The organism is Bartonella sp. CL436QHHD, from assembly GCF_042195105.1.
Classification (GTDB): Bacteria; Pseudomonadota; Alphaproteobacteria; order Rhizobiales; family Rhizobiaceae; genus Bartonella.
The window spans coordinates 95,747-114,371 of sequence record NZ_JBHINR010000032.1 but is presented as its reverse complement, the minus strand read 5'-3'; the positions used below and the strand labels follow the sequence as shown (position 1 = coordinate 114,371).

Genomic DNA, 18,625 nt, shown 5'->3' with positions numbered 1-18,625 from the left:
TAAAAAACGATGTAATTGAATAACAATGGGACATTATGACGTGCATAAGACCTTTCATAAAGTGCTTTTTTTCTCAAAAAGAGAAAAAAGACCATTTTATTAATACGGATTTTCCTCTTCGTGCAATTTATAAGGTACAGGAAGATCTTTATAACTTAGGGCATGATATAGCTTCTGGTAAAGAAATTTTACTCCCTGAATATGAAGGAGTAGAAGATTTTCGCAAGAGATTGAATGAAAATGCTAAACTTATTCTTCATGCCTTTCACACCAGTGATTTTGCTGCCCGAAATGATGAAACCATCGCACCTTCTGCTCAATGGCTCATTGATAATCATTACACCATTGATAAAACCATACAAAAGCTACGTCGTAATCTACCCAAGTCCTTCATAAAGCAACTTCCTCTTTCTACACACAAAGCGGGAATACCACGAATTTTTGCTTTAACTTGGCTTTATATTGCGCATACCGATAGCAGCTTTTCACAAGAAACACTCACTGCTATGACCAACGGATTTCAAGAAGTTTGTGCGCTCACAATTGGTGAATTGTGGGCTCTTCCTTCTGTTATGCAAATGCTGCTCATTGAAAATGTCCGTCGTCTTTCAGTCCGTATCGAAAAAGCGCGACATATGCGCCGTCTTGCTAGTCAAGTGGCTGATAAAATTTCTCTTGTAGAAAATAAAACAAATCTACACTCTCTTTTTACGCAGTATAAACCATTTACTGTTGATCCAACTTTTTCAGCACATTTATTCTATCGCCTGCGCAGTGCATCTGTCGATTCAACCGTAGCATTAACTTGGCTTGAAAAGCAATTGAAAAGCCAAGGCAGTAGCTTAGAGATTGCAACAGCTGATGAACATACCCGACAAGCAGCAGATGGTGTGACCATGGGAAATATTATCCGTGCTCTTAAAGCTATAGATGATGTTGATTGGATAGCATGGTTTGAAACAGTGAGTTGTGTCGATTCTATTTTGCGTAAAAATAGTGATTTTTCTGAAATTGATGCTCACTCACGCAATATTTATCGACAAGTCATTGAAAAAGTTTCACGCTTTTCGCCTCTTAGTGAACTGGAAGTTGCACATAAAGTTGTAGAAATGGCAAATTCCACTTCTAAAGATATGCCTCATCATTCTTGTGTGGGGTGGTACCTTGTTGATGATGGTCGTGGCATATTTGAAAAGGCTTGTGGGTATATTCCGCCCTTTCTCATAAAATGGACACGCGCTTCCTGTTGCTCAAAATTGAGAGTCATCGCCCTTCCTGTCTCTTTTCTGACGCTTTCTCTTTTGCTGGTAATTTACGCCCTTTTACAAATATCTGGCATGACACAATGGATGTCTTTTTGCTTTACTGTATTGGCGCTTTTTCCTGCTATTGATGCTTCTTTTGCTTTATTTAACACTGTTGTTTCGTGGTTTGTCCCATCAAAACAACTCATTGGTTATGAATATAAAGAAGGTATTCCAAAACATGCACGGACAATGGTTGTTGTACCTACTTTGATGACATCACGCGCTAATGTTGATGAACAAGTGCGCAATCTTGAAGTGCACTATCTTTCCAATCCTAAAGGTGCCATTCATTTTGCGCTCATTACAGATTGGGTGGATGCTCCATTGAGAGAAACGCAAGATGATCTTGATTTATTGCACTATGCGCAAAAGACTATTGATAAACTCAATAGTCGTTATCATCGTGATGAACTTCCGCTTTTTTTCCTTTTACATCGCCGACGCCTTTATAATGCAAGCGAAAAATGTTGGATGGGATGGGAACGAAAGCGAGGAAAACTTCATGAACTTAATCGGCTCTTAAGAGGCGATAAAAATACAAGCTTTTATCCTCCCAATCCACATCTTCCTATGGATTGCCGTTTTGTTATGACGCTGGATTGTGATACACGTCTTACTCCAGAGAGCGTCGCGAAACTTGTTGGAAAGCTTAACCATCCACTCAATCATCCCGTTTTTGATCCACAAAGTGGAAAGGTTGTAAAGGGCTATAGCATTTTACAACCACGCATTATTCCTTCTCTTACAACAGGAAAAAAAACATCAATTCTCCAACGGGTTTTTTCTATCAACCGTGGCATTGATCCTTATGTTTTTGCTGTTTCTGATACTTATCAAGATCTTTTAGGAGAAGGCACCTTTATCGGTAAAGGTCTTTATAATATTGATGCATTTGAACAAGCGCTTGATGGCAAAATTAAAGAAAATACTATTCTTAGCCATGATCTCTTAGAGGGAGGTTATGCTCGTACTGCTCTGGTAAGTAGCATAGAAGTCATTGAAGACTATCCAACCGCTTACAATATTGATGTTATGCGTTATCATCGTTGGGTCCGCGGTGATTGGCAGCTTTTGCCTTATCTTTTTTCCCACCGTCAAATAAGTTTCGTGACGCGTTGGAAAATGCAGGATAATTTACGTCGTTCTCTCACTCCACTTATGTGGTTAATCGCAGCATTTGCAGGATGGGCTTTTTTGTCTTTAAAGAGTGCAATCGTCTGGCAAATATTCTTGTTGTTTAGCTCCTTCATTTCACCCATTCTATGTGTATTAAAAACGCTTGTCTCATCTAATATAGATCATTCTTTGCGTGGACATTTTCAATTAATCGGGAACAAAATTGCTCTTACAAGCGCTGATATATTTCTTAAAACGACGTTTCTTGCTCATTCGGCGTATTTTATGACCGATGCGATTATTCGTACACTCTATCGTATGACGATTTCAAAACAGCATCTTCTTGAATGGAAAACTTCTGCCGCAACAAAATCAATGCCCAATAGTTTGCGTTTCTATGTTTTTACAATGGCACCAGCATCGCTTATCGGTGTTCTTACTATAGCACTCCCTCTTTTTTCTGATAGTTTTGCAAGTTTGGTTGCTTTACCTTTTGGGATAGCATGGTTTTTTTCACCCTTTATTGCTTGGATTGTGAGTCAACCTTCAACCTTTCAAGATAGCCTTTATCTTTCTTTAAAAGATGAAAAAAAACTCCGCTCTATTGCACGGCGGACATGGCTTTATTATGCAACCTTTGTCAACGAACAAAACAACTATTTGCCTCCCGATAATTTTCAAGAAGATCCTGAACCTCTTGTTGCTCAACGTACATCGCCTACGAATATTGGCGTTTATCTCCTTTCTATTATTGCAGCACGTGATTTTGGCTGGATTGGTTTTGAAGAGACCATCACCCGTATTGAATGTACATTACGCTCTCTTACAAAAATGGAAAAGTTCCGTGGTCATCTCTATAATTGGTATGAAACGGATACACTTAGGCCTCTTTTGCCTACTTATGTATCAACCGTTGATTCGGGAAATCTTGCCGGTCATTTGGTAACACTCTCTTCTGCGTTAAGTGAATGGGCTGAAAAACCGCCTCTTTTTTTTCAAAGTGATCGAGAAGGCTTATCGGATGTTCTTGCTATTCTTGAAGAAACTGTCAGAGAAATTCCAGATCATAAACCCAGTTTACGCTCTTTACGCCAAAAAATCGAAGAAAACATCACTCGTTTTCATGATTCTGTCTTCACTTTTATAGAACAAGAAAATACGATCCCTTCTCACGTCATAAATCTTTCACTTGCAGCCCACGATATTGTGCACTTAGTCGATGAACTTGACCACAAAATTCAAACGATAGAATCTGCTCGTGCACTTTCTTGGGCTAAATGCCTTATCGACACCTGTAACGCTCATCATCATGATGCGACTGCTCATTGTGATACTGAAAAATTACGTAAAAAACTAAACAGGCTGGCTATAGTGGCACGGCAAATAGCCTTTGATATGAAATTTGACTTTTTAGAACAGCCTAAACGGCATCTCTTATCCATTGGATATCGTGTTCAAGAAAACAAACTCGATGAAAATTGTTATGACCTGCTTGCTTCAGAAGCACGTCTTGCAAGCTTTTTTGCCATCGCAAAAGGAGATATAAAACTTAAACATTGGTTTCGTCTTGGTCGACTTCTCGTACCCATAGGTGGGAAAGGTGCACTCCTATCATGGTCTGGATCAATGTTCGAATATCTTATGCCATCTCTCATAATGCATGAACCTTTAGGGTCTCTCCTAGATCAAACAAATCGATTGATTATTCGTTGTCAAATACAATATGCCCATAAACGGGAATTGCCATGGGGTATTTCAGAAGCCGCATTTAATGCTCGCGATCATTTAATGAATTACCAATACGCTCATTTTGGTGTTCCAAACCTCGGACTCCAACGTGGTCTTTCACGCAATGCTGTCATTGCTCCCTATGCCAGCCTTCTAGCGGCACAATATGCTCCTGCTTGCGCTGTCGCTAATTTAAAACGACTTCGTGATCTTGGAGCTTTAGGAACATATGGTTATTATGACTCTGTTGATTTTACCCCTTCACGCGTGAAAACAGGGGAAAAATACGCCGTTGTACGCAATTATTATGCGCACCATCATGGCATGTCTATCCTTGCTCTTAACAATGTTATTTTTCAAGGGCGAATGCGTGATCGTTTTCACCGTGATCCCTTTATTGAGGCAACACAATTGCTCTTACAGGAAAGAGCGCCTCATCTCATTCCTATTATTCATACCAAAGCTGTTAATCGTATGCGCAATAAGTCTCAAGCATTTGATGCAGCCCCTTTGCGCATTATTACAAACCCGTTACTCAAACCACGAGCGACTTTACTTTTGTCTAATGGCTTTTATTCTACCATGTTAACAGCGAATGGTTCTGGTTACAGCCGTTGGCACGATTATGCGATTACGCGCTTTATTCCTGATGCAACAGAAGATCAACAAGGTACTTTATTCTTCTTGCGTGACACGCATAGTGGACGGTGGTGGTCTGTTACTGGTGAGCCAACACGTGTTATTGAAGAAGAAGCTGTCAGCATTTTTACAGATGAAAAGGCTGAATATACAAAAATGGTTGATGGTATTAAATCAACACTTGAATGTCTTATTACATCTGAAGGATGTGGCGAAGGGAGACGTATTCAATTGATGAATACGACAAATAAAGACCGATTCATTGAAGTGACTTCTTATGGTGAATTAGCGCTTGCCACGATGGATACAGATCAAGTTCATCCTGTTTTTTCCCGTATGTTTATAGAGACAGAAATTGCTGAAGAAGGTAAAACAATTTTTGCCAAAAGGCGCAAACGCTCGCCTAGTGATCCTGAAATCTATGTTGCCCATTTTGTTTCTAGTACAACAGATATTCTCCAAGAGACAGAAGCTGAAACAGATCGCTTTCTGTTTATTGGTCGGGGGCGATCCATTCATCGGCCCGCTGCATTTGACCAAAATGCTCGTTTCAGTAACAGTCAAGGTTGTGTTCTTGATCCTGTTATGTCATTGCGATGCCGTATAAAAATTTCAGCCCATGAAAAAGCAGAACTTATTTTTTGGACCTTTGCTGCTCATACAAAAGAAGCGCTAAATAATCATATTAAACATTATCGACAACCTGATATGTTTCAAAAAGAACTTTCAATGGCATGGACGCGCTCACAAGTCGCACTGTATCAGAGCGGAACCCAGCTTAAAGAAGCTATTATCTATCAAAAATATGCAACACCGCTTATCTATCCAGAAAGAACGTGGCGTCTTCCTTCTGAAATATTAGCAAAAACGCTAGGAAAACAGTCTGATCTTTGGCCCATGTCTATCTCAGGAGACAATCCACTCTGTCTTCTTAGATTAAATAACGAGGGAAATATAACCGTACTGCGCGAGCTCCTTAAAGCACACGAATATTGGTGTATGCGCGGACTCATTGTTGATTTGGTCATTCTTAATGAACAAACATTTTCTTATATACAAAGTACACAACGCGCTCTCGAGTGGGTCTGTGAAACTTATTATCACCACACGCAAAAAGCAGATGAACGCCAACATATTTTCATGCTTCGACGCGATCAAATGAGTGAACAGAGTTTTAAAACGCTTCTTGCATCAGCACGCATCGTTCTTGATGCCCAAAATGGCTCTTTATCTGAACAACTTAAACGACTTGATGAGAATGATTTTAATCTCACAATTCATAAAAATTATCAAGAATCTTATGATCAATTAGACTTGCCAAGATATAACGAAGGACAGCAATTTACAACACAAACTGAACAAAATCTTTTTTCTTCCATTGGTCTTATTAGCCAACAAAAACCATCCTCTTTTCTCCCAAATGGAGAAGATCTAAGATATTGGAATGGTTACGGTGGTTTTAATCAGCACAATCATTATGTAATACGTCTTCATGGACGTACCACCACACCACATCCGTGGATTAATGTCATTGCTAATCACAGATTTGGTTTTCATGTCTCTGCTGAAGGTGCAATTTTTACTTGGGCTAACAATAGCCGCGATTATCAACTAACTCCTTGGGCGAATGATCCAACGTCTAACCGGCCAGGAGAAGCTCTTTATCTGGTTGATCGCCAGTCTTTAAAACGTTTCTCACCCGTTTCTACTGTTGAATGTGACGAAAATATTGTCTATGAGGCTTGTCATGGGTTTGGATTCTCAACTTTTAAATCAACACATTCAGAAATCGCATTAGAACTGACTCATACACTTGATCCCGAAAAACCTATTCGCTTTTCACGTCTTATCCTTACGAATGAAGGGAAAAAACCACGTAGTTTACGCCTTTATAATTATGTTGAATGGGTTTTGGGAAATATCCGTACAAAATATGCCCCCTTTATTGTTTCCTCTTATGAGGCTAGATGGGGTGCACATTTTATTCAAAATCCCTATCACATCGAGAAATCTCAACAAGTTACATTTTTATCAGCATCCGAAATGCCAACCAGCACTACGACCAATCGCGCTGAATTTATTGGTGCAACGGGAACCGTAACACGTCCAAATGCGATCCGTAAAGCCGGTGCTCTTTCGAATACCATTGAAGCAGGATGTGATCCTTGTTCAGCATTCGCCTATGATATTGATCTTCAACCAGGGCAAACAAAAGAAATCATCTTCTATCTTGGCAGTGCTGAAAATAGGCAAGAAGCTGAAAAATTACTTAATCAAGTACGTGCAAGTGATTTTGAGATTCAGCTCACAAAACAAAAACAGCAATGGAGTGATTTTGTTTCTCCTTTCCAAGTCAAAACACCGGACGCTTCTTTTAATCTTATGGTCAACCATTGGCTTCCTTATCAAATCTACTCATGCCGCATCATGGCACGCGCAGGCTTTTACCAAGCTAGTGGTGCATTTGGTTTTCGTGACCAGTTACAAGATAGCCTGTCTTTGTTATTGCTGGAACCACAATTAGCACGTGAACAATTGTTAAATGCAGCAGCGCACCAATTTCTTGAAGGTGATGTGCAACATTGGTGGTTGCCTGACACAAATGCTGGTGTTCGTACATACATTTCTGATGATATCGTTTGGCTTGCATATGCAACAGCTCTTTATGTCAATACCACTGGCGATAATGCCTTTCTTGATACGCTCATTCCTTTTATTGAAGGTGATGTTCTCAAAAGTGGGCAACAGGATGCTTATTTTCAACCCACCCAATCCTCAAAGGTTGCAACAGTTTATGAACATTGTGCTTTAGCTTTAGACCTTGCCATTAAACGCTGCGGACCACATGGTCTCCCTCTTATTTTAGGTGGGGATTGGAATGATGGCATGAATTTGGTCGGTGTGGAAGGAAAAGGCGAAAGCATTTGGTTAGGATGGTTTCTTGGGCACACATTACAAGCATTTATCTCTTTAGCCAAAAAACGTGGTGACAATAGCCATATGCAAATATGGAGTACGTACCTTGAACATTTAACAAAATCCCTAGAGAAAAATGGTTGGGATGGTGCTTGGTATCGACGTGGTTATTTTGATGATGGAACGCCTCTGGGCTCTAAAGTCAATGATGAATGTCAAATTGATACCATTGCTCAATCTTGGGCTGTCATTTCTCAAATGGCATCGCTTGAGCGCCAAAAACAAGCAATGACATCAATGCTGGAACATCTCTATGATAAAAAAGGTGGACTCATTCGCCTTTTTTGGCCGCCTTTTGATAAAAGTACGCTCGAGCCTGGTTACATAAAAGGTTATCCTCCAGGAATTCGAGAAAATGGTGGTCAATACACGCATGGTGCCATTTGGAGTATTTTTGCGTTGGCTGAAATGGAACAAAACGATAAAGCTTATGCTTTATTTTCTATGATAAACCCAATTACCCACGGACAAGATCCTGAAATTTATCGTGTTGAACCTTATGTGATGGCCGCAGATATTTATGCTGTTGAACCACGATGTGGTCAAGGCGGTTGGACTTGGTATACAGGTTCAGCCGGTTGGTTTTATCGCGCCGCAACACAAGCTATTCTTGGAATACAGCGTCAGGGAGACCTCTTGTTTTTGCAGCCACATTTACCCTCTATTTGGCCAAAATATGAAGCAACAATGAAGTTTTATGATGCCGTTTATAGCATTAAAGTAAAATGGGGACCTAAAAATATGCTCTATGTTAATAGCAAAGAATATACCGAATTTCATACAGGGATAAAGTTACAAAAAACAGGTCAGCATGAAATTATACGTATTGTCAAATATTAAAGATGAAAGATGAAAAAAGAGAGCAGACTTTTTTATTCTTGCCCAAAACTGTAGAGTTGTTATATTGCACCGCCTATATTAGCCGTGTTGGTGCATAATATTTTAGATTTTATGAAACTGAAAGAAAAAGGTTATGAATCATCCGGATATTGCTAGACGTGTTTACAATCATACTTGGAAACTTGATCCCATTATTCGTTCACTTCTCGATACGGATTTTTATAAGCTTCTTATGGTGCAGATGATTTGGGGGTTATATCCTAATGTTGATGTTACTTTTTCCCTCATAAATCGCTCTAAAACAATACGTCTTGCCGATGATATTGATGAGAGTGAATTACGTGCTCAACTTGATCATGCTCTTAGTTTGCACTTTACAAAAAAAGAAATGATTTGGCTTGCTGGTAATACATTTTATGGACGCAAACAAATTTTTGAACCGGATTTTCTTCAGTGGCTTGAGAATTTTCAACTCCCAGAATATGAACTAACCCGTAAAGATGGCCAGTATATTCTTCATTTTTATGGTTCGTGGGCTCATAGCTCTATGTGGGAAATTCCAGCCCTTGCTATTATAAGTGAATTACGTTCACGTGCTGCTCTCAAAAAACTAGATCGTTTTGCTCTTGATGTACTTTATGCGCGTGCTAAAGCAAAAATGTGGAGTAAAGTTGAACGTCTCAAAAAATTGCCTGATATTAAAATATCTGACTTTGGGACAAGGCGCCGCCATTCTTTTTTATGGCAGCGCTGGTGTGTGGAAGCATTAAAAGAAGGGATTGGTAATTCTTTTACTGGAACTTCTAATGTTCTTCTTGCCATGGATACGGATTTAGAAGCTCTTGGAACCAATGCACACGAATTGCCCATGGTTATTGCGGCTCTCAGCAATAACGATGATGAATTACGCAGAGCTCCGTATCAAGTCTTGCAGGATTGGAACCGTTATTATGGTGGAAATCTTCTCATTGTTTTACCTGATACCTTTGGTACAGAAGCATTTTTACGCAATGCACCAGATTGGGTAGCTGATTGGACGGGTTTCAGACCCGATAGTGCGCCCCCTATTGAAGGTGGCGAACGTATTATTCAATGGTGGAAAGAAAAAGGAAAAGATCCATGCAAAAAACTTCTAATTTTTTCTGATGCTCTTGATGTCAATACAATTGAAAAAACCTATCATCATTTCCATGGTAAAGTGCGCATGAGTTTTGGGTGGGGCACGGATCTTACCAATGACTTTACAGGCTGTGCACCTCAGGAAATCGAAACTCTTGATGCTCTTTCCCTTGTTTGTAAGGTGACCTATGCCAATGGTCGACCAGCCGTGAAACTTTCAGATAATCCTGAAAAAACGATCGGTGATTCAAAAGAAGTACAACGTTATATCAATTTTTTTGGTAATACAAAGCGAATTGCTAGACCTATAAAGACGTAGTTTTCGGCTCTTTAAACAAGTATATTGCCTCAACATATTGTTTATAAGATTGATTTTTGTTCTGCCCTAAGGATGAGGATTCTTAACCTTTGCTGGTCTGAAATAGTTCGGCTGTTTTTTGAGCAGATTCTACTTAGTCTATCAACGCATACGCTTCACTTACATAAGGCGCGATAGATAAGACTTAAAAATATTCACTACGCATTAAAAAAATACTTAACGCGCTAGGGAAGTTTAGCCAAGGAGGCTTCCTTATATCATTTGTCATAAATAACAGTGTTATACAGCATAACAAGATACTATCATTTTGCATGTTGAATGAGCGTGCGCGAGTATCATAAGTTTTTCTCATTTCAATCCTGTTAAATCAAGCACACTAATCCCCTTGCATATATGAAGGTTTTCAAGTTTTAAGAGTTATTGTTGTAGTTTGACAGTAGGTTTTATACTAAGTGGAAAGAGGCGGGATTAAGTAGGAATACGTGGTAATTTGTTGTTTTATGTACAATTTTTACCATTAAATGCGCGTTTTATCAAAATAGATTTTGACACCTAAAATTACAAAAATTACCGAAAATCAGAAAAAAGTGCGTTTCCATAGTAAAAATGAGAAAAGGCTTTCAAAACCCTTTGAGAACACCTTTAAAACTCTTTGAAAAAAATAAATTGGTACAAAATCTAGTGTCAAAATATACAAAACCAGATGACAAGCTACAATTGCAACATTAGAAATTACTAAGGCAACATTGGAGGATGATAAATAGCATGGTGACTATCGGTATGCATTTTGCAAGGCAAGGATGATGGTGCTCAAATAGATTTTATACACTTTACAGGAGATTTTACTTTATCCATGTATGGTCTGCTATTATGAAATGAGTAAAGCGTTGAGAAATGTTTCATTAAAATAAATGTGTAAATAACATGATTTGGGAGACCTTTTGTTTTACGTGAGGGGCATGACTTCATTAAAAAACAGAGAATGCAATAATATTTTTATTTCGAATAAGCTTTATATCAAGACAGAGAAATTATTTATTCGCATATTATAATAAGAATGCGTGTATGTATAAACCATTTGAAAAATTCTGTTGTTTCTTATGAATTATTCTTAAGTTAAGAACAGATGTAACCTTAAAGATTGATATAATAGACCGGCTTCTTAACTGTATAAGTATAAAAATGAGGGTATTTAGTAAGCTTTGTATTATATCCTCATTAAGAGATATGAAAACAAACGAAATGTCTATCATATCAATGACTTTTCAATGATGTATATATAGAGATTCATACAAACATGCTTTACAAAAATAATGACTCTCTTCCATGAATGTGATTTATCATTGTTTACCAAGTGAGAACATTTTGAGTATTCGTAAACAATCTTCTTTGTTCATAAAAATTATTTCACAAACATATTATTAATTAATTGCGCTCAAAAAGCTTGCTATTTCATATGTATTTTGGATATGGAGAGCTTATATTCAAAACTTAAAAGTCCTCATAGTTTTTACAAATAAGTCGAAGCTAAAAAGAGTATCTCATAAAGCCTTTTTTATCATTAAGAAGATGGACGTGTTACAATATAAATGGCAATCAGCAATAATATAACCGCAACAAGTAAGGAAATCCATAAAGGAGGGTGTAGCATTACGAAAAAGGATAAAAATCCTCCTGTCATACTCATCATTGCAAAAACTTTAACGAATGGAGAGATTGCTTTTTTTTCTTCCCATCGCTTAATAGGGGGACCAAAAATACGATGATTATTCAACCATTGATGAAAACGTGGAGAAGAACGCGTAAAACACCATGAGGCAACCAATAAAAAAGGCACCGTTGGCATAATAGGTAATACGACACCGATAATACCTAATATAACCATCGCCCACCCTGCTATATAATAGCAGATACGTAAAGGGTGCGATATCTTCGAATCTTTTTTCATTCTCTCGTACTATTTTCCTCTACGCAAAACCCTATACAAAAACATTGTATCTGTTTTTTTCTGTTTACATGTCTGAGTGCACAATTACGCTCTACCCCTTCATGCGTAAGTGTCTTTGCTGTTATAAGTTCCTTGAAAATACCGAATAGCTTACACAATATGATAATCATTTTAAATGATTTCAAGAAAAGAGGAGAGATTTTAGAAAAACAAAAAAATAAAAAGGCTGCAGAAGAAATCAATGCAGCCTCTTAATTAAGAATGCAGTGTTGGGGGGGAGAAAATGTACTGCACTCATCTGCTAGATATTAGGAGGAAAAACAACCTAGCACCCCAGACTCTAATTAAAATAAAAATGAGAAACAATATATAAAAATGCATGGCTGATATGCATGAATTTTAACACTTTCAAGTTTCTTGAACTGTGTTTCGACGAAAGAAAATCATCATGAAAATAGCCATAAAAATCAACGTCAAGATCAACACAATTGTGGAAGCAGAATCAGAGCCGATAAATAAGCTGAGATAAATCCCTAAAAAACCAGAAAAAGCTGCAACAAGTATCGCGATCATTAACATAAAAGAAAACCGCTTTGTGACAAGATAGGCAATTGCTCCTGGTGCTATCAGTAAAGAAATAACGAGCACGATACCGACAGCTTTCAAAGCTGCAACAATTGTAAGAGAAATCATCGTTAGAAGGGTATAGTGGAGTAGAGATATTGGTAACCCCATTGCACGTCCTTGAACTGTGTCAAAAATATACAGCATAAAGTCGCGCCATTTTGCTGCTAAAATAAAAGTGACAACAGCAGAAATGATTGCCGTCTGCGTTATATCAAGCCAGTTAACACCCAAGAGATTACCAAATAGAATATGATTCAAATCTAAGCTACTATAAATAGACGTGGCTAAAACAAGCCCTAAACCAAACATTGAAGAAAAGACCACGCCCATCACCGTATCCTGTTTGATACGGCTATTGCTCCCTAAAAAACCCGTTAATAGTGCACACACCATTCCTGCAACAAAAGCACCGCAAGTAATCAAAGTCATTGTAATATTCTCTGGACGCATATGCTGAAACCAAGCAAATGGCAAAGAAGTTAAAAATGCGATTACCCATGGTGTTGTCATATAACCAACAACAACACCTGGAAAAACTGCATGAGAAATGGCATCGCCTAACAGCGCCCATCCTTTCAAAATAAGAAAACAGGAAAGCATCGCCATGGGAATAGAAAGAATCATGACAATAAGCATACCCTTAAGCATAAAAGAAAACTGAAACGGAAGCAGTAATTGATCAATCATGATAATATTACACCCTTTTTTGCTGCATTTATGCGTAAGCGCGCGGCAATAAACCCATGTTTAGGAGCAAAAATAAAAGCTAAAACAAATAAAGATGCTTGAAAAAGCACAACAACCCCCCCCGTTTGTGCATTCAAAAAATAACTCACATAAACACCCAAGATACTTGTGAAGGTTCCAATTACAACTGCAATAACCAAGATGTTCACGAAACGATCACTTAAAAGATAGGCCGTTGCCCCAGGTGTCACAACAAGACAAATGACTAAGAACGCTCCAACGGTTTGCATCGCAGCAACGGTACAAGCGGCAAGCAATGTGAAAAAGAGAATCTTTAAAAATTTTACGTTTAATCCAATGGCATGCGCATGCGTCTCATCAAATAACGAAACAAGAAGATCTTTCCATTTCAAAAGCAATATAAGCAACGAAACAAAGCCGATAAAAGCCAATTGTAGAATATCTGTTGAACTAACTGCTAAAATATTTCCCAAAACAATCGTATCAATATTAACAGCCATTGGTTTTAATGATTTGAGAAACAACCCAAAGGCAAAAAAGGAAGAAAAAATGAGCCCAATAATGGTATCTTCTTTAAGTTTTGTCCGGTGGTTAAAAAAGAGCATTGCTGCTGCTGCAAGACCACCAGAAAAAAAAGCGCCAAGTGAAAAAGGTAACCCTAAAAGGTAAGCTCCTGCTACACCAGGAACAATCGAATGGGAAAGTGCATCACCAATCAATGACCAACCTTTTAACATCAAAAAAGCCGAAAGAAAGGCACAAACACACCCAACTAATCCAGAAACCCACATTGCATTCACCATATATTGATAGCTCAGTGGCTCAAGCAACCAAGAAATCATGCAACGTGCTCCACTCTTTCAATATCTTCACAAACGGCAGACTGCTTTCTTCCCATGAAAACATCATTTTTTTTTGTGGTTTGAAGATCAAAAATATGGTGGTGCAAAGACCCTCCAAAAGTTTTCTCCAGATTTTCCTTTGTAAAGATTTTTTCTGTTAACCCAGAAGCTAAAACGGTCCCTTTTATTAAAACTGTATGATCACAAAATTCGCGAACAGAACCCAAATTGTGAGTTGAAACCAAGATCACTGCTCCTTCTTTACGAAGATCTTGTAACAAAGCAATGATTTTATCTTCTGTTGTAACATCAACCCCTGTAAACGGCTCATCTAATAAAATAGCTTTTGCTTTCTGTGCAAGAGCGCGCGCTAGGAAAACACGCTTTTTCTGTCCACCAGAAAGTTCTCCAATTTGGCGCTTGGCAAAAGCCAACATATCAACGCGTTCTAAGGCAATACGAACGGCTTCATAATCTTGTGTACGGGCATAGCGAAAGAAATTCATATGACCATACCGCCCCATCAATACAACATCTTCGACCAAGACAGGAAAATTCCAATCAACATCTTCACTTTGAGGAACATAAGCAATGAGGTTTTTTTTCAAAGCTATATCAACAGGTAAATCAAACATGCGAATTTTTCCCTTTGAGGGGCGTACAAACCCCATAATCGCTTTAAATAACGTTGACTTACCGGATCCATTAACACCAACCAATGCCGTAATAGAACCCTTTGGACTTTCAAAATTCACTTCGCGTAAAGCTGTATGTCCATTACGATATGTTACCGTTACTCCTTGGGCAAATATTCCACATTCCGTCATTGGCTTTTTACTCCCTCTACTAAAGCATTGCTAATACGCCCACTCGTGACACGTAATAAATCAATATAAGTGGGTACCTCACCATTTTTCTCACTTAAAGAATCAACATAAAGAACACCACCGTATTTAGCCCCTGTTTCTCTGGCAACCTGCTTAGCAGGCGCAGGGGAAATAGTGCTTTCAGAAAAAACTGCATGAATATTGTATTTGCGAACCATATCAATAACATGCTTGACCTGCTGTGGTGTTCCTTGTTGGTCAGCATTGATGGGCCATAAATAAAGTTCTTTTAGATCAAAATCACGCGCCAAATAGCTAAAAGCCCCCTCACTTGTCACAAGCCAACGTTTGTCTTGCGGTACAGCTTCTAATTCAGCCCTAATTGGATCAATCGTTGCACGAATTTTCTGTTTATAAATTTCAGCATTCTGTTTATAAATTTCAGCATGTTCAGGATCATATTTTACAAAAGCATCGCGAATATTATCAACGTAAATCAAAGCAGAGGTCGGTGACATCCACGCATGAGGATTAGGTTTACCGCTAAAGGGGCCCTCACCAATTTTAATGGGTACAATACCTTTTGAAACAACAACACTTGGAACATCCTTGATATTTTGAAAAAACTTTTCAAACCAAAGCTCTAACTCTAAACCATTCCACAATACAAGGTTAGCTCCCTGAGCACGCATAAGATCGCGTGGGGTGGGTTGGTATTCATGAATTTCCGCACCTGGTTTTGTAATGGATTCAACATCAGCGGCATCACCTGCTACATTGCGTGCCATATCAGCAATGATAGTGAATGTCGTAACAGCTTTAAATTTACCAGCACACAAAGCAAAATTGGGTGTAAAAAAAATAACACTTCCAAAAACTATGGTGAAAAACGTTCTTACGTTCATTGGTTTTCTCTTTCCTTTATATGCCTTCTTTTTATTGCAAATAATTTGCATTATCATTTAGCAATAGCAGTTATCTTTTACATTTGCAATGAAGGATTAAGAGAAAAAATAACTTTTCAAAATGTTTAAAAACAGTTTTTTCATATTAAAAAAATTGATGATTTAAGCAGCTTGTTTTGGTAAGGAGGTCCCCTTTCAAGAAGCTCTATAGCTCTTGAATGCCAAACAAAAAGGGAGCACTCAAAGATGCTCCCACTTCATGTAAAATATCTCATAAAAAATGAGAATACTCAGTAGCGTAAATATGCACCTGTCATTTTGGTAACATTATCCACGATCTTTGAGGCAAGCTTTTCTAAATCTTCATCCGTTAGAGTCCGTTCTATGGGCTGAATAGTTACTTCAATTGCAACAGATTTTTTATCTTCACCAAAGCTTAAATCTTCGAAAACATCAAAAACCTGCACTGAATGAATAAGTTTTTTATCGGCTCCACTTGCCGCACGAATAATAAGAGAAGAGGCAACAGTTTTATCCGCTATAAAGGCAAAATCACGCCGCACCATTTGAAAAGGTGAGAGTTTCAAAGGAGGACGGCTTTTGGTCGTTTTTTTCTTTGATTCTGGAATTCGGTCTAGAAAAATTTCAAAGCCGCATAAAGGGCCACTGACATCTAACTTTTCTAATGTAGCAGGATGAAAAACACCAAAAAAACCAAGAATAATCTTTGATCCAAGTTTTATGACACCTGAACGACCAGGATGATACCAATCTGGTGCTCCAACTTCAATCTGCACTTTCCCAATATCCATATCACATGCTTCTAAAATAGCTAAAGCATCTGCTTTGGCATCAAAAACATCAACGACGGTTGCATTTCCATTCCAAAAGCGCCCAGCACCTTTAAATTGCTCTGTTCCGCGACGAATCCCACTAACAACACGGTGTTGTTTATCAGGGGTGTCGCCCTCATAAATACTGGAAACTTCAAACAAAGCAAGATCGGAAAAACCACGATCAGCATTTCTTTGTGCCGCCATAATCAAACCAGGTAAAAGGGAAGGACGCATCATTGACATATCAGCAGCAATAGGATTAACCAATTTAAGCTCTTCTTGACCTCCTCCAAAAGCAAGAGCTTGATTTTCAGAAATAAAAGACCATGTTACCGCTTCTTTCATACCGCGTTGCACTAAAGCCAAACGTGTAGCACGTGAACGAATTTGTGCGCATGTTACAATCTGATCTTTTTCTTCTACGAAGTTTTCCAAAGGAATAGGTTTAATTTTATCTAACCCATAAATTCTCATGATCTCTTCCACCAAATCGGCTTTACCCATAATATCAGGGCGCCATGATGGTACTTTTACGGTAACGACATCTCCTTTTCCTTCAACAAAAAATCCAAGTTTTGTTAAAATAGAGATGATTTTTTCAGGCTCTATTTCCAAATTTGTTAAACGTTTAATTTCAGAAAAAGGAAAAGCGATCTGTTTGATTTCTTGTTGCTGATAGCCAACGATCCTCTTCTTAGATACTTCACCACCACAAAGATGCAAGACCAATTCTGTTGCAATCTCAAGCCCTGTTTCTATAAAAGCCGGATCAACACCTCGTTCAAATCGATAACGTGCATCACTGATAAGACCTAATGCTCTTCCTGTTTGTGCAATGCTTTGCGCATCCCAAAGCGCCGATTCAATAATAACGCGATGTGTTGTTTCATCACAACTCGTTCTTTCTCCGCCCATGATACCGGCAATCGAAACAACTCCCTCGTCATCTGCAATGACACAATTCTTAGCGCCCAAATGATAGATTTTTCCGTTCAGTGCTTGAAGCTGTTCTCCCTCACGCGCACAACGTACACACAAATTACCTTTAATTTTATCTGCATCAAAAACATGGAGTGGACGACCAAGGTCAAAACTGATGTAATTGGTCATATCAACAAGCGCATTAATCGGTCTCAAACCAATTGCATTCAAACGCTGTTGCATCCACTGGGGTGATTCGCCATTTTGAACATTGCGTACTTCACGCCAAGCAAAACCTAAACATAATGATGAATCTTGCGAAAAATCTAATGAAACATTGAGAGGTGTTTCAAAGGAAGGCTCAAATTTTGGTAAAGACAATTCTTTTAATTGTCCGATTCCTGTAGCGGCAAGATCACGGGCAATACCACGAACACCTGTGCAATCGGAACGATTAGGGGTCAAACCAATATCAATGACCGGATCATCTAAACCAGCATAAGCTGCAAATGAACCTCCAATAGGACTATCTTCTGGAAGTTCAATAATCCCATCATGCTCATTCGATAATTCAAGCTCTGCTTGTGAACACATCATCCCAAAACTTTCAACACCACGGATTTTTCCTACAGATAATGTTACATCAAGTCCTGGAATATAAGTACCTGGTAGTGCCAGAACACCAATAAGACCTGCACGCGCATTTGGTGCTCCACAGACAACTTGAACAGGTGTGGAAGTCCCTGTATTGACGGACAGAATCTGGAGTTTATCTGCATCAGGATGCTTTATTGCTGTTAAAACTTTTGCAATCACAAAACCTTTTAAAGAAGATCGATCATCAACGGAGTCAACTTCAAGACCGATAGCTGTTAGTTTCTCACAAATTTCATCCAAAGATGCATTTGTCTCTAAGTGATCTTTTAACCACGACAATGTAAATTTCATTTTAAAACCTCACATGAAA

8 protein-coding genes are annotated in these 18,625 nt (G+C 38.5%); 2 read left to right on the top strand and 6 right to left on the bottom strand.

Annotated features, from left to right (window positions below; all coding sequences use genetic code 11):
• Window positions 1–35: 35 nt before the first annotated feature.
• Window positions 36–8,606, top strand: a complete 8,571-nt coding sequence (locus ACFIKN_RS04340) for a GH36-type glycosyl hydrolase domain-containing protein (protein WP_375657968.1) — start codon at window positions 36–38, stop codon at window positions 8,604–8,606.
• A gap of 133 nt (window positions 8,607–8,739) precedes the next feature.
• A complete protein-coding gene (gene pncB / locus ACFIKN_RS04335) occupies window positions 8,740–10,044 on the top strand; it encodes a nicotinate phosphoribosyltransferase (RefSeq protein ID WP_273790248.1) in 1,305 nt (434 codons plus the stop codon).
• 1,561 nt (window positions 10,045–11,605) lie between these two features.
• Here the strand turns inward: pncB and ACFIKN_RS04330 are convergent.
• From ACFIKN_RS04330 to pheT, 6 genes are all read right to left on the bottom strand, one after another.
• Entirely contained in the window at window positions 11,606–11,992 is a 387-nt protein-coding gene (locus ACFIKN_RS04330; protein ID WP_273790249.1) for a YbaN family protein, read from the bottom strand.
• Window positions 11,993–12,400: 408 nt separating this feature from the next.
• The gene (locus ACFIKN_RS04325) at window positions 12,401–13,306 is read right to left on the bottom strand and encodes a metal ABC transporter permease (RefSeq protein WP_273790250.1); all 906 of its coding nucleotides are present in this window, start codon (window positions 13,304–13,306) and stop codon (window positions 12,401–12,403) included.
• Window positions 13,303–14,169: a metal ABC transporter permease gene (locus tag ACFIKN_RS04320; protein WP_273790251.1), complete on the bottom strand. Its 867-nt coding sequence runs from the start codon at window positions 14,167–14,169 to the stop codon at window positions 13,303–13,305. Before ACFIKN_RS04320 ends, ACFIKN_RS04325 begins: the two co-directional genes overlap by 4 nt.
• The gene (locus tag ACFIKN_RS04315) at window positions 14,166–14,996 is read right to left on the bottom strand and encodes a manganese/iron ABC transporter ATP-binding protein (protein WP_273790252.1); all 831 of its coding nucleotides are present in this window, start codon (window positions 14,994–14,996) and stop codon (window positions 14,166–14,168) included. The genes ACFIKN_RS04320 and ACFIKN_RS04315 overlap by 4 nt, the downstream gene beginning before the upstream one ends.
• Window positions 14,993–15,901: a metal ABC transporter substrate-binding protein gene (locus tag ACFIKN_RS04310; RefSeq protein ID WP_273790253.1), complete on the bottom strand. Its 909-nt coding sequence runs from the start codon at window positions 15,899–15,901 to the stop codon at window positions 14,993–14,995. The genes ACFIKN_RS04315 and ACFIKN_RS04310 overlap by 4 nt, the downstream gene beginning before the upstream one ends.
• Before the next feature lie 290 nt (window positions 15,902–16,191).
• Window positions 16,192–18,606: a phenylalanine--tRNA ligase subunit beta gene (gene pheT, locus ACFIKN_RS04305; protein WP_375657967.1), complete on the bottom strand. Its 2,415-nt coding sequence runs from the start codon at window positions 18,604–18,606 to the stop codon at window positions 16,192–16,194.
• Window positions 18,607–18,625: the final 19 nt, after the last annotated feature.